14 protein-coding genes are annotated in these 12,793 nt (G+C 64.2%); 11 read left to right on the forward strand and 3 right to left on the reverse strand.

What is annotated here, in order from left to right; genetic code table 11:
* Window positions 1–4 precede the first annotated feature (4 nt).
* On the forward strand, window positions 5–853 hold the full coding sequence (locus QM672_RS17145) for an ABC transporter permease (RefSeq protein ID WP_415083999.1): 849 nt from the start codon (window positions 5–7) through the stop codon (window positions 851–853).
* A 3-nt stretch (window positions 854–856) separates the two neighbouring features.
* Here the strand turns inward: QM672_RS17145 and QM672_RS17150 are convergent, their stop codons facing one another.
* On the reverse strand, window positions 857–1,276 hold the full coding sequence (locus QM672_RS17150; protein ID WP_415084001.1) for a GNAT family N-acetyltransferase: 420 nt from the start codon (window positions 1,274–1,276) through the stop codon (window positions 857–859).
* Window positions 1,277–1,323: 47 nt separating this feature from the next.
* Complete coding sequence (gene tpiA / locus QM672_RS17155) at window positions 1,324–2,085, reverse strand: triose-phosphate isomerase (RefSeq protein WP_311934995.1); 762 nt, start codon at window positions 2,083–2,085, stop codon at window positions 1,324–1,326.
* A gap of 365 nt (window positions 2,086–2,450) precedes the next feature.
* Here tpiA and QM672_RS17160 point away from each other — a divergent pair, with 365 nt between their 5' ends.
* The 10 genes from QM672_RS17160 (at window position 2,451) to QM672_RS17205 (ending at window position 12,280) form a co-directional block, all read left to right on the forward strand.
* A complete protein-coding gene (locus QM672_RS17160) occupies window positions 2,451–4,346 on the forward strand; it encodes a peptidylprolyl isomerase (RefSeq protein ID WP_311934997.1) in 1,896 nt (631 codons plus the stop codon).
* A 9-nt stretch (window positions 4,347–4,355) separates the two neighbouring features.
* A complete protein-coding gene (gene trpE, locus QM672_RS17165; protein WP_415084004.1) occupies window positions 4,356–5,867 on the forward strand; it encodes an anthranilate synthase component I in 1,512 nt (503 codons plus the stop codon).
* Between the two features lie 18 nt (window positions 5,868–5,885).
* Window positions 5,886–6,365: a hypothetical protein gene (locus QM672_RS17170; RefSeq protein WP_367622989.1), complete on the forward strand. Its 480-nt coding sequence runs from the start codon at window positions 5,886–5,888 to the stop codon at window positions 6,363–6,365.
* Between the two features lie 205 nt (window positions 6,366–6,570).
* On the forward strand, window positions 6,571–7,197 hold the full coding sequence (locus tag QM672_RS17175; protein WP_415084077.1) for an anthranilate synthase component II: 627 nt from the start codon (window positions 6,571–6,573) through the stop codon (window positions 7,195–7,197).
* Window positions 7,197–8,207, forward strand: coding sequence for an anthranilate phosphoribosyltransferase (trpD, locus tag QM672_RS17180; protein WP_311935008.1), 1,011 nt, complete (start codon window positions 7,197–7,199; stop codon window positions 8,205–8,207). The genes QM672_RS17175 and trpD overlap by 1 nt, the downstream gene beginning before the upstream one ends.
* 5 nt (window positions 8,208–8,212) lie before the next feature.
* Entirely contained in the window at window positions 8,213–9,016 is an 804-nt protein-coding gene (gene trpC, locus QM672_RS17185; RefSeq protein WP_394308490.1) for an indole-3-glycerol phosphate synthase TrpC, read from the forward strand.
* Entirely contained in the window at window positions 9,013–9,516 is a 504-nt protein-coding gene (gene moaC, locus QM672_RS17190; RefSeq protein ID WP_311935011.1) for a cyclic pyranopterin monophosphate synthase MoaC, read from the forward strand. Before trpC ends, moaC begins: the two co-directional genes overlap by 4 nt.
* Window positions 9,513–10,733, forward strand: coding sequence for a gephyrin-like molybdotransferase Glp (gene glp, locus QM672_RS17195; protein ID WP_311935013.1), 1,221 nt, complete (start codon window positions 9,513–9,515; stop codon window positions 10,731–10,733). Before moaC ends, glp begins: the two co-directional genes overlap by 4 nt.
* A gap of 112 nt (window positions 10,734–10,845) precedes the next feature.
* On the forward strand, window positions 10,846–11,568 hold the full coding sequence (gene lexA, locus QM672_RS17200) for a transcriptional repressor LexA (RefSeq protein WP_068296091.1): 723 nt from the start codon (window positions 10,846–10,848) through the stop codon (window positions 11,566–11,568).
* 28 nt (window positions 11,569–11,596) lie between these two features.
* Entirely contained in the window at window positions 11,597–12,280 is a 684-nt protein-coding gene (locus QM672_RS17205) for a pentapeptide repeat-containing protein (protein WP_311935018.1), read from the forward strand.
* 111 nt (window positions 12,281–12,391) lie between these two features.
* Here the strand turns inward: QM672_RS17205 and QM672_RS17210 are convergent, their stop codons facing one another.
* A complete protein-coding gene (locus QM672_RS17210) occupies window positions 12,392–12,598 on the reverse strand; it encodes a molybdopterin-binding protein (protein WP_311935020.1) in 207 nt (68 codons plus the stop codon).
* Window positions 12,599–12,793 lie beyond the last annotated feature (195 nt).

Raw genomic sequence — 12,793 nt, forward strand, 5'->3', positions numbered from 1 at the left:
GGTCATGGTCCATCGAATTTCCCGCCCGCTTTCCGAACGCCTGTGGTCCACGGCCGTATGGGCGCTGACCATCTTCTTCGTGATCAATCTTCTTGCCGTGATCGCGGCGGTGATCGTCAGTTCCTTCTCGACGCGCTGGCTGGGCACCTGGCTGCCGCAGGGCTGGACCGCGCGCTGGTATGATTCGGCCTGGGAGGAATTCCAGCTTGGCGGCGTGCTCCTCGTCACCTTTCAAGTCGTCTTCGGCGTGGTGCTGCTATCCGCCGTGATCGGCATTCCCGCCGCCTATGCCCTGGCGCGACGCGATTTTCCCGGCAAGAAACTGGTGACCTTGCTGTTCCTGTTGCCCTTGCTGGTGCCGCCCGTCACCTATGGCATTCCGCTGACGACGGTTCTCTACAAGGCAGGGCTCGGCAGTACCCTGGCCGGCGTGATCATCGCCAACCTCGTGCCTGCCCTGCCCTTCGTCATCCTGGTGATGATTCCCTTTGTCGAGCAGATCGATCCGCGCCTGGAAGCGGCAGCGCGGGTCTTCGGCGCCCGCACCGGCTCGGTGTTCCGGCATGTGCTGATCCCGCTGCTGCTGCCGGGAGCGCTCGCGGCCCTGCTCCTGGTACTGGTGCGCACCATCGCGATGTTCGAGCTGACCTTCCTGATCGCCGGCTCCGACAGCCAGACGCTGGTCGTCTCGCTCTATGCCGCCGTGACGGCGTCCGGGGTCAGGGCGCCGCAATCCGTGGATGCCATGGCCGTCATCTACATGCTGAGCACGCTGGTCTGGCTGGTCATCGCCCTTCGCTTCATCAACCCGACCCAGCTGGTGACGCGGGTAAAGAAAGCCCCTGCCCGCTGAGGCCTACAGTTTCTTGACCAGCCTCAAGGCTTCGGTGGCAAAACCGTTCTTTTCATAGAAAAGCCGGCCGCGATGATTGCTGGCAAAGACGTCGAGGGACAAGGCGGCATAGCCCTGTTGCCGTGCCCAGTCCTCTGCTGCAGCGAGCAACTGCCTGGCCGCGCCCATGCCCTCGGCCGCCTCGGTGACGGCCAGAAGGGCCACATAGCCGATCTCCCGGCCGGTTATGCCATCAGTCCCCGGCAGGGCATGCAGGAATCCGAGACCGACACCGACGGCATCCTCGGCGATCAGGCTCAGGCTTCCTGCCGCGGGCTCGCTGAGATTGGCAGCGGAAAAGGCATCCTGGAACGCCCGAATGTCGGTCTGTTCATGCAATTCAGTTTCGATGACAGCCGCAAGGCGGTGTCCGAGACCGAGCATGAAGCTCAAATCCCGCTCCCCCTCCGCCTTGCGGATGCGGATGTTCGTCAACGATAGGCGGAGGCGATGCCGAGAAAATCCTCGGCCTTGAGCGAGGCACCGCCCACCAGCGCGCCATCGACATTGTCGACGCCCATCAGTTCGGCTGCATTGGAGGGCTTGACCGAGCCGCCATAGAGCACGCGCACGCCATTGCCTTCTTCACCGAGGGCTTCCACCAGGCGCGCGCGGATGAAATCATGCACCTGCTTCACATCAGCCGCCGTGGGCGTCAGGCCAGTGCCGATCGCCCAGACGGGCTCGTAGGCGATCACGGTATTGGCAGCATTGGCACCCGCCGGCAGGGAGCCTGCAAGCTGGCTGCCCACCACATCCAGGGCCTTGCCCGATTCGCGTTCCGCACGGGTCTCGCCGATGCAGACGATGGCAACCAGGCCGGCGCGCAGAGCCGCCCCGGCCTTGGCCTTGACCGTCGCATCCGTCTCACCGTGATCGGTGCGACGCTCGGAATGGCCGACGATGACATAGGTCGCGCCGGCATCCTTCAGCATCTCGGCGGAGATGTCGCCGGTATGGGCGCCCGAAGGCTTGGCGTGGCAATCCTGCGCCCCGATCTTGATATGCTGCCCTGCTGCCTGCGCCGCAAAGCGGGACACCAGCGTAAAGGGCGGGCAGACCAGCACCTCGGCGGCACCGGCTTCGCCGGCCGCGACACCGGTCGCGATGGCATCGAGTTCGGTGACCCCCTTGGTGAGGCCGTTCATCTTCCAATTGCCAGCGACGAGCGGGCGCGGCCGGTTTGCTGTCATCTTGCTGATCCTCTTTCTGTCAAACAGGATTGCCGAGACTGCTCGGCAGGGCGGGCTCGGAAATCCTGTCGCCTGTCGAGGCCTGCGCCGGGAAACTCTGCTTGGGCCGCCCTCGATGCGCCGACTTCATCTGGCGTGCTTAGCAACCTCGTTCCCATGGAGCAAGGCGTGGGTGTCGCAAGAAACCCATGGCCGCGCCATTGCGACGCCACGTGCTCGTCCCTATGATGCGCCGCTTTTCGTGCGCCGCGCCCTTACCGGAGCGTTCATGCGGCCCCGAAGCAGCGTAGAAACGATGCGGGGTTTCCCGGGTTCTCCGAGACGGACCTGGAAAATCTCTTTGCCTTGATGGAACCAAGACACCGATGCTGAGCTCATTCCGCGAAGTTATGACCAAGGGACCCGCCAAGATCATCACGGCGGGGGTCATGTTCCTCCTGAGCGGCAGCTTCGCCTTATGGGGTGTCGAAGGCTGGCTGCAGGGGCGCAGCAATTCCGATGTCGCCACGGTTGGCGGATCTGCCATTTCCGCCAACACCTATAGCGAAGCCTATCGCTCGCGGACCTTGCAGATCACCAGAGCCACCGGCAAGGCGGTCACCCCCGACATCGCCCGCACCTTCGGTATCGACAAGCAGGTTCTCAACGGCTTGATCTCGGAAAAGGCCATGGACGTCCAGGCCGCCAAGCTTGGGCTCGGCCTCGACCCTCAAGCCATGGTTCGGACCGTGATGAACGATCCCGACTTCCAGGTCTCCGTTCCCGGCAAGCCGCCCGTCTTCGACGCCAATGCCTTCCGCCAGATGCTCGAAAACAACGGCATGAACGAGGAGATGTTCTTTGCGCGTCAACGCGAGGTCTATGTCCGCGGCCAGATCGACCAGGGCCTGACGGCCGGCGGCCCAGTCCCGCAAGCTCTGCTGCAGGCTGCCGCCCGCTACGAGCAGGAAAAGCGCAATACGTCCTATTTCGTACTGCCGCAGAGCAGCGTGGGTGACATTGCTCCGCCCGACGCCGCCAAGCTGCAGGCCTATTACGACGAGAACAAGGCTGCCTTCCGCACCAAGGAACTGCGCAGCCTGAGCTACATACTCGTGACGCCGGCCGAGCTGAGCGGCCGGGCCACCGTCACCGATGCCGATGTCCAGGCCGCCGTCGACAAGGACAAGGCCGGCTCGGCGGCGCTGGAGCAGCGCACCGTCGAACAGATCGCCTTCCCTTCGCTGGATGAGGCCAAGGCCGCTGCCGCCCGCATCGCTTCCGGCCAGATCACCTTCGAGGGCCTTGTCACCGAGCGCAAGCTCAAGCCCGAGGACATCGATCTGGGCACCGTGTCCAAGCGCCAGCTCAGCGACCAGAAGATCGCGGACGCCGCCTTCGCGCTGAAGGAAGGCGGCACGTCGGACGCCGTGCAGGGCAATCTCGCCAACGTGATCGTCAAGGTGACCAAGATCATCGACGCCAAGATCGTCCTGCGCGGCGAACTGGAACGTCAACGCGCATCGGAGGCCGCCAAGAATCTGCGCGACGCCATCGAAGACGAGCGCATGGGGGGCGCCCCGCTCAAGGATATCGCCGCCAAGCTCAAGCTGAAGGCCGTGACGCTGCCACCGGTCGATGCCCAGGGCCGCGACGCCGAGGGCAAGCCGGTTGCCGTCCCGCTCGCCACCCAGGTCCTGCCTGCTCTCTTCACGGCCGAACCGGGTTCCGATCCCGAAGCCGTTGACGGCCGTGACGAAGGCCTGATGTGGTTCTCGCTGGACAGCGTAGTTCCGGCCCGCGACCGCACGCTCGACGAAGCCAAGAACGAGGTGATCACTTCCTGGACCGCGGATCAGAAAGTTGCCAAGCTCAAGGAGAAGGCCGACGAGCTCGTGACCCAGTTACAGGGCGGCAAGTCACTCGAGGACATCGCCAAGAGCCTGAACCTGCAGGTCACCCCTGCCTGGGATCTCACCCGCAACGGCCAGAGCCAGCCCGTGCCCCCGGCGGTCGTCACGGCCGTGTTCGCCACCCCGCTCAAGGGTTTCGGAACGGCGCTTGCCGCCAACGGCACCGATCGAATCATCTTCCATGTCGAGGACAACGTGATCCCCGAGCTCGATGCCAAGGCTCCGCAGACCGAGGCGCTGTCCAAGCAGCTCGCGACCGGCATCAGCCAGGACCTGATGACGGAATATGTCAAGAAGGTCGAAGACCAGCTCGGCGTGGCCATCAACCAGACCAATGTCGACCGTGTCGTCGGCACCGGCAGCCTCTGAGTCGCCACCATGCTTCTCGAACCTTCCTTCGAAGCCTTCTCGGCCGCCTACGCAGCCGGCAAGGCGCAGATCCTGACGCTGACGCTGGTGGGCGACCTGGAAACCCCTGTTTCCGCCTTCATGAAGCTGGCGGGCGACAGGCCCAATGCCTTCCTCCTGGAATCGGTGGAAGGCGGTGCTACGCGCGGGCGCTATTCCATGATCGGCCTGGAGCCCGACCTGATCTGGCGCTGCCAGGACGGCCAGGCCTCGATCAACCGCCATTTGCCGGACCAGGCCTTCGAGACGTTGGACGGCCATCCGTTCGATACGCTGCGGGCTCTGATCGCGGAAAGCCGGATCGAGCTGCCCGAAGGTGCACCGCCGATGGCGGCCGGCCTTTTCGGCTATCTCGGCTATGACATGGTGCGGCTGGTGGAGGAGCTTCCCGCCGCCAAGCCGGATCCCATCGGCGTTCCCGACGCCATCTTGATGCGCCCCACCCTGATGGTGGTGTTCGACGCGGTGCGCGACGCCATCACGGCCGTGACGCCGGTGCGCCCACAAGCCGATGTCACGGCCAAGCAGGCCTATCTGCGCGCCGAACAGCGGCTGATGACCATCGTCGACGGCCTGGACCGCCCGACACCCAAGCTTGCCGAGACCGTCGATCTCGACGCCCTGCACGCCCAGCAGGTTTCCAACACCGCCGACGCCGACTATCTGGCCATGGTGGCCCGCGCCAAGGAGTACATCAAGGCCGGCGACATCTTCCAGGTCGTGCTGTCTCAGCGCTTCAGCGCGCCGTTCCAGTTGCCACCCTTCTCGCTCTATCGGGCCTTGCGCCGCATCAACCCGGCTCCCTTCCTGGTCTACCTGCAGCTCGACGGGTTTTCGGTGGTCTGCTCCAGCCCGGAGATTCTGGTCCGGCTGCGTGAGGGCAAGGTGACGGTCCGGCCCATCGCCGGCACGCGCCCACGCGGCAAGACCAAGACCGAGGACGATGCGCTGGCCGAATCGCTGCTCAACGATCCCAAGGAGTTGGCCGAACATCTCATGCTGCTCGACCTCGGCCGCAACGATGTCGGCCATGTCTCGGCCGTCGGCAGCGTCACGGTAACCGATCGCTTCTTCATCGAGCGCTACAGCCATGTGATGCACATCGTCTCGAATGTCGAGGGCAGCATCGGCCCGGGCCACGACGCGCTCGATGCGCTGGCAGCGGGCTTTCCGGCCGGTACCGTCTCGGGCGCGCCCAAGGTCCGCGCCATGCAGATCATCGACGAGCTCGAAAGGGACAAGCGCGGCCTCTATGCCGGCGCCATCGGTTATTTCGGTGCGGATGGCCAGATGGATACCTGCATCGTGCTGCGCACGGCCCTGGTCAAGGACGCCACCATGCATGTCCAGTCCGGCGCCGGCATCGTCTACGACAGCGTGCCCGCGAGCGAGCATGCCGAATGCGTCAACAAGGCCAAGGCTCTGTTCCGCGCTGCCGAAGAAGCCGTCCGCTTCGCCGGCCAGCCCGGACGGGGACAGTAAGGCAGGCGGACGACATCCATGGCTAAGTGGCCCGGCGCCCGGCGATCAGCCCTGCTGACCTTCGGGGCCGCCTATGTCGTGCTCTTCGCCGACTTCTATCTCTACCTCTATCCAGGCGGCTTGCAGGCCATCGCCTTGATGCTGGCGATCGCCCTGCCCGCCCTGGGCGCCGCCTATGGCATCTTCTTCTTCCATTGGCTCTTCGAGAGCGAGCGCTCTGCCCCCTATGCCGACTATGGTTTCGGTATCTGGCTGATCTCCTCGCTCGCCTCGCTGATCTACATGGCCGTCTTCGCCGGTCTGGGCGCGCTCCTGCCCTATGGCCTGGAGAGGCTGGAGCTGTTCGGGAACACCGTGCAGATGATCGCCTCGCGCATGACCTTGGCCTCGGACTATTTCGAGCCCGTAGTAGGCCGCAATCTCGCGCTTTTCATCCTGCTGGAGGTGTTCGCCTGCGCCTATGGCAAGAAACACGGCATGCGCCTGCGTCGGCCTTAACTTCCCAGCGTTTCGCACAGCTGAAGCGCTTTGTCGGACGACGCAATGCCTCGAATCGCAAACATGCATCCAAACAAGGAGTTAGAGACGAGGGGTGTTTCTGCCAAAACACGCCTTGCGCCGGGGAACCGCTTGACCCGCTGCCTCCTGACGCCTAGTCGTGATGGCTCCAAAGGAGGCTAGAGCCGTGACGACAGACCGTTCCATGACCGTGACGCTGATCGACAATTATGACAGCTTCACCTGGAACCTCTGGCATTATCTCGGCCAGCTGGGTTGCACCGTCACGGTTCATCGCAACGACAAGGTCAGCGCGGACGAGGTGATCGCCGCGGCGCCCGATGCGATCGTGCTCTCGCCCGGCCCCTGCACCCCCACCGAAGCCGGCATCTGCTGCGAGCTGATCGAGAAGGCCAAGGACAAGATCCCGCTCTTCGGCGTCTGCCTCGGCCACCAGGCCATCGGCCAGGTTTTCGGCGGCGACATCGTGCGCCTCGCCATTCCCATGCATGGCAAGATCTCCTCGATCAATCATCGCGGCCGCGGCGTCTTTCGGGGTTTGAACGGCCCGTTCATGGGCACGCGCTATCACTCGCTCGTGGTCAAGCGCGACAGCCTGCCGACCGATCTGGAAGTCACCGCCGAGACGGACGACGGCGTCATCATGGGTCTGCAGCACAAGAGCGCGCCGCTGCATGGCGTGCAGTTCCATCCGGAGTCGATCATGTCGGACCATGGCCACCGCATCCTCCAGAACTTCCTGGAGCTGGCGGCGGAATGGAACGCCAAGCATCGGGCCCAGGAAAACCGGAACGAAAGCGAGCATGCGTGATGGACGGTTTCAAGCCCTATATCGGCAAGGCTGCCGCCGGTTCGCTCACGCGCGAAGAAGCGGCTGAAGCCTTCGACCTTCTGCTCTCCGGGCAAGCGACGCCCTCGCAGATCGGTGGCTTCCTGATGGCGCTCAGGGTCCGCGGCGAGACGCCGGACGAGATGGCCGGCGCCGTCAGCGCCATGCGCGCCAAGATGCTGACGGTGGAGGCCCCCGAGGACGCCGTCGACATCGTCGGCACCGGCGGCGACGCCTCCGGCTCCTACAATGTCTCGACGGCCGCTTCCCTGATCGTGGCCGGCGCGGGCGTGAAGGTTGCCAAGCATGGCAATCGCGCCCTCTCCTCCAAATCCGGTGCCGCGGACGTGCTGACTGCGCTCGGCGTCAACATCGAGCTGAAGCCCGAGGGTATCGCCCGCTGCATCACGCTGGCGGGCGTCGGTTTCATGTTCGCGCCAGCCCATCACGGCGCCATGAAGCATGTCGGCCCCACCCGCGTCGAACTCGGCACGCGCACGATCTTCAACCTGCTCGGCCCCCTGTCCAACCCCGCCGGCGTCAAGCGGCAATTGCTCGGTGTCTATGCCCGCCAATGGTTGCAGCCCATGGTCGAGGTGCTCAAGACCCTGGGATCGACGCGCATCATCGCCGTGCATGGCAGCGACGGGCTCGACGAAATCACCACCACCGGCCCCACCGAGATCGTTTCCCTGGAGAACGGCGAGATCAGCCACGGCGTCATCACGCCCGAAGAGGTTGGGCTGCGCGTTGCGACACCCGAGGATCTCAAGGGCGGCGACGCCGCCCACAACGCGTTGGCGTTGCGGGCCGTTCTCGAAGGCGAAAAGACTCCCTATCGGGACATCGCCCTCCTGAATGCCGGCGCTGCCCTGCTCGTGGCGGGACGCGTGCCGAGCCTGGCGGATGGGGTAACCCTCGCCCGCGAATCCGTCGACAAGGGCAAGGCCCTAGCAACGCTCAACCGTTTGGTTGAAATTTCCAACGCGTGAGTGCCATGGCCACCATTCTCCAGAAGATCGAAGCCTATAAGCGCCGCGAGATCGAGGCAGCGAAGGCGGCATGCCCGCTGCCGGAGCTGATCAAGCTGGCGGACCGGGCCAGTCCCGTACGCGGCTTCCAGAGAGCTCTGCAGGCCAAGCTCGACGCTGGCAATACTGCTTTGATTGCCGAGATCAAGAAGGCGAGTCCGTCCAAGGGCCTGATCCGCGCCGATTTCGACCCTCCGGCACTTGCCCGCGCCTATGAAGCCGGCGGAGCAGCCTGTCTTTCCGTGCTGACCGACGAGCCCTCCTTCCAGGGGCGGCCCGAGTTCCTCACCGCGGCACGTGCGGCGGTATCGCTGCCCGCCTTGCGCAAGGACTTCCTCTACGATCCCTACCAGGTGGTGGAAGCAAGAGCCTGGGGTGCCGACTGCATCCTGGTGATCATGGCCAGCGTCACCGACGCCGAAGCCCGTGCGCTGATCGCGGCCGCCAAGGACTGGTCCCTCGACGTGCTGTGCGAGATCCACAATCACGACGAGCTCGAGCGGTCCCTCACGCTCGATGTCGGCATGATCGGCATCAACAATCGCGATCTCAACGACTTTGTCACCCGCCTGGAGACGACCGAGACACTGGCGCCGCTGGTGCCCGGCGATCGTCTCCTGGTCGGCGAAAGCGGCATCTTCACACCCGGCGACGTCCAGCGCCTGCAGAAGGCTGATGTGAACACCTTCCTGGTGGGCGAGAGCCTGATGCGCCAGGCCGACGTCGCCGCCGCCACGCGTGCCCTGCTGTCTGTGGACCAGGCGGCATGAGCCGGCAAAATACGAATCCTAGCCTTACCCATCTCGACGCCTCCGGCGAGGCGAACATGGTCGATGTTTCGCAAAAGGCCGTGACGAGCCGCACCGCAATTGCCGAAGGGCGGGTGGTGATGCAGCGCGAGACGCTCGACCTCGTCTTGTCGGGTGATGCCAAGAAAGGTGATGTTCGCGCCACGGCCCGCATCGCCGGTATCATGGCCGCCAAGAAAACCCATGAACTCATTCCGCTCTGCCACCCGCTGCTCCTCAGCAAGGTCGCCGTCGAGATCGAGCCCGACACCGCTCTGCCCGGTCTGACGGTGCGGGCGACAGCCAAGGTCGCGGGTCAGACCGGCGTGGAGATGGAAGCGCTGACCGCTGTTTCCGTCGCCTGCCTGACCATCTATGACATGGTCAAAGCCGCCGACCGGGGCATGCGCATCGAGGCGATCAGGCTCGTAGAGAAGTCCGGCGGCAAATCCGGCGATTGGCATGCGGAGGAAAATCCATGAGCCTGCTTCCCGTCGCGGACGCGCTGGCCAAGGTGGTTGCCGGCGTCACCCCGCTTCCTGTCGAAACCGTGCCACTGCACGCCACGCGCGGACGCGTGCTTGCTTCCGCCATCACCGCGCTGAGAACCCAGCCCGGTTTCAACGCCTCGGCCATGGACGGCTATGCAGTACGCGTGGATGACGCCAAGCAGGGAGCCAGCCTCGAATTGATCGGCGAGTCTGCCGCCGGGCATGGCTATGCCGGTCGGGTCGGCGAGAACCAGGCCGTGCGCATCTTTACGGGCGCGCCCGTACCTGACGGCGCCGACACCGTGGTGATCCAGGAACAGACCCGGCGCGACGGCAATCGCGTCATCCTGGAGGCCACGGCCAAGCCCGGCCAGCATATCCGGGGCCGCGGACTGGATTTTGCCGAAGGCCGTGAGGCCCTGAGGCCTGGAACCGTCATCGGCCCCCGCGATATCGCCCTCGCCGCCGCAATGAACCACCCTGGTCTGCCGGTCCACCGCCGCCCCAAGGTCGCCATCCTCGCCACCGGCGACGAACTGGTATTGCCCGGCCAGGCCATCGGCGAAAACCAGATCGTTGCCTCCAACAATTTCGCCATCCGCGCCCTTGTCGAGGCCGAAGGCGGCGAAGTGCTCGACCTCGGCATCGCCAGCGACGACTTCCCGGCCCTGGAAGCCGCCATCAAGCGAGCTCGCGCCGAAAAGGCCGATGTGCTCGTCACCATCGGTGGCGCCTCCGTCGGCGATCACGATCTGATCCAGACCGCGTTGACCCGCGAAGGCATGCGGCTCGGCTTCTGGAAAATCGCGATGCGGCCAGGCAAGCCGCTGCTGCATGGGCGGCTCGGCGCCATGCACATCCTCGGACTGCCGGGCAATCCGGTCTCCTCCGTGGTTTGCGGCGTCCTCTTCCTGGTGCCGCTGCTGCGCGCGTTGCTTGGCCGTTCCGACGCCGGCCCGCCACGCCGCAAGGCCGTCTTTGCCCGCTCCTGGCCGGCCAACGATGTCCGCGAGGACTATATACGGGCCCGCTTCCTGCTTGACGATACGTCAGACATCCTCAAGGTGGAGCCATTGGCACTGCAGGATTCGTCGCTCGTCAGCGTGATGCAGCATGCCGACTGCCTGGTGATCCGGCCGCCCTTCGCACCCGAAGCAAAGGCGGGTGAGACCTGCGAGATCATCGATCTCCGTGCGGCCGGCTATTGACCACGTCTTTAACCTGAACTTCATTGTTGCAGAACACAGTAGGAACATGTAGCACTGTTCTTGTTTTGTTTACATCTTCACCGTGATTCGCGGCCGCCACGACGGGATAGCCATGCTGACCAAGAAACAACATGAATTGCTTCGGTTCATTCATGAGCGCCTGAAGGAACAGGGTGTGCCTCCTTCCTTCGATGAGATGAAGGAAGCACTGGACCTCAGGTCCAAGTCCGGCATTCACCGCCTGATCATGGCGCTGGAGGAGCGTGGCTTCATTCGGCGCCTGCCCAACCGCGCCCGTGCGTTGGAAGTGGTGCGCCTGCCCGAATCGGCAGTGCCGAGCGGTGGCGGCCTGTCGCTCGCCTCTTCCCAGCGTGGTTTCCGCCCCAATGTAATCGAGGGCAATCTCGGCAAGGTTCGCCCCGTCAGGCCTGAAATTGACGACGAGGTCGGCCGGCCGGTCCTCGTCCCGGTGATGGGGCGTATCGCCGCCGGCACGCCGGTCTCCGCCATCCAGTCCAAGAGCCACACCATCAGCGTCACGCCGGAAATGTTGTCCTCCGGCGATCATTTCGCCCTGGAAGTGCGCGGCGATTCCATGATCGAAGCCGGTATCTTCGACAATGACACCGTGCTTATCCGCCGCCAGGACCACGCCGATACCGGCGATATCGTCGTGGCACTGATCGACGACGAGGAGGCGACACTCAAGCGCCTGCGCAAGCGCGGAGCCTCCATCGCACTGGAGGCCGCCAATCCGGCCTATGAAACCCGTATCTTCGGGCCCGACCGGGTGCAGATCCAGGGCAAGCTGGTCGGTTTGTTCCGTCGCTATTGAGCGTGGCCGACATCGTGGCTTGCCGGCTATGAACGCGCTTCGCGCGATCGCGAACTGCAGCTTGCGGCGCCGCGATGTCGAAAACCTGCTCGCGGCGAAGCTTCCGCATTCCCTCGTCGATTGCGAGATGGAGGAATGCGATCTTTCGCGTCTCGATCTCTCTCATTGGGCCTTCGAGCGCTGCAGGCTCAGAAACGCCAAGCTGGTCGGCGCCAGGCTTGCCAATACACTCTGGCGCAACTGCAAGGCGAGCGGCGCCGATTTCCGTGGCACGGACCTGGAGGAAGCGGCGTTCCGCACCGGTGATTACAGCAATACCAGCTTCCGGCGCGCCAAGGCGGCCTCGACGGCTTTTACCGGTTGCAAGCTGACCGGGGCGGACCTCTCCGAAACCTCGGGGCTGGGGCTGGTTTTCGAGGAAGTTCTGCTGATGTCGGCCAAGCTGCCGGCCTTTTCCTTCCGGAAGAGCGTGCTGCGTCGCCTCGACTTCACCCAGGCCGATTTGCGCCAATGTGATTTTCGCGAGGCGATCTTCGAGGAATGCAGTCTGCGTGATGCCAATCTTGTCGATGCTCGCTTCGAGGGTGCCGACTTGCGCGGTGCCGATCTCGGCGGGCTGAAGCTGGCAGACACCCGTTATTTCAAGGGCGCCACGATCTCGAAAGGCCAGGCCGGCCAATTGCTGGCCGAACTGGGCTTGCGGATTGCCTGAGAGAGCCTCCGGAATTCGCAGGCTAATCCGCTCGACACCAGGCAACCAGGAGTGCTCGAACCACTATTCGCCCGAGCACCGCCGAAGGTCGTCATGAACCGGGAAGACAGGTCAGTCGACAGCAATCATGACGTCTGAGGCCTTGATGACGGCATAGGCATTCTGGCCGGGCTTGAGATTGAGGTCGTCGACGGCCTCATTGGTGATCGACGCAGTAATGATGGTGCCGTTGACCTCGAGCTGGATGTGGGAGGTCGTCTGCCCCTTCGTCACGCTCTTGATCGTGCCCTTGATCTGGTTGCGGGCGCTGATTTTCATGAAACTTCCCTTGGCGACGCGAAAGACGCGATCATCATCATTCCTGAAGCAATGTCCACCGGCAAATACTGGTGAAATTAGCGTGGCGGTGGCCCCTTCCAGACGGCGGGTACGATCGGGGTAACCGCCTCAAAACGCGCGATCGTTACCCCGAAAATTGCGGGCGGAGGCCCATGGGGCCGCCACCTTCTCGCT

Origin of the sequence: Labrys sp. (in: a-proteobacteria) (genome assembly GCF_047605565.1) — a bacterium.
GTDB lineage: Bacteria > Pseudomonadota > Alphaproteobacteria > Rhizobiales > Labraceae > Labrys > Labrys neptuniae.